A 511-nucleotide genomic window follows, 5' to 3' on the forward strand; every position below is an offset into this window, starting at 1 on the left:
GCAAAGAGGATGTACCAGGTAAACCTGGAGTTAAAAACCCAGATACTGATAAAGTTGTAACACCACCAGTGGATGACGTAACAAAATACGGTCCAGTCGATGGCGATCCGATTGTAGATAAAGAAGAGATTCCGTATGAAACAAAACGTGAATTTGATCCAAACTTAAAAGCTGGAGAAGAAAAAGTTGTCCAAAAAGGTGAAAATGGAGAAAAAACAATCACAACACCAACAACGAAAAATCCATTAACAGACGAAGTAGTGGATAAAGGTACACCAACAGAAGAAATCACAAAAGATCCAGTGGATGAAATCGTACATTATGGTGGCGAAGAAGTACCACAAGGTCACAAAGATGAATTCGATCCAAACGCACCGAAAGGTAGCAAAGAGGATGTACCAGGTAAACCTGGAGTTAAAAACCCAGATACTGATAAAGTTGTAACACCACCAGTGGATGACGTGACAAAATACGGTCCAGTCGATGGCGATCCGATTGTAGATAAAGAAGA

1 protein-coding gene is annotated in these 511 nt (G+C 40.3%); it reads left to right on the top strand.

Annotated features, from left to right (window positions below):
* Window positions 1–511: E domain-containing protein (locus tag DF216_RS10360; protein ID WP_206280074.1), on the top strand; the 511-nt coding region annotated here is incomplete at both ends.

This window comes from Streptococcus oralis (assembly GCF_004127215.1).
GTDB lineage: Bacteria > Bacillota > Bacilli > Lactobacillales > Streptococcaceae > Streptococcus > Streptococcus oralis_BD.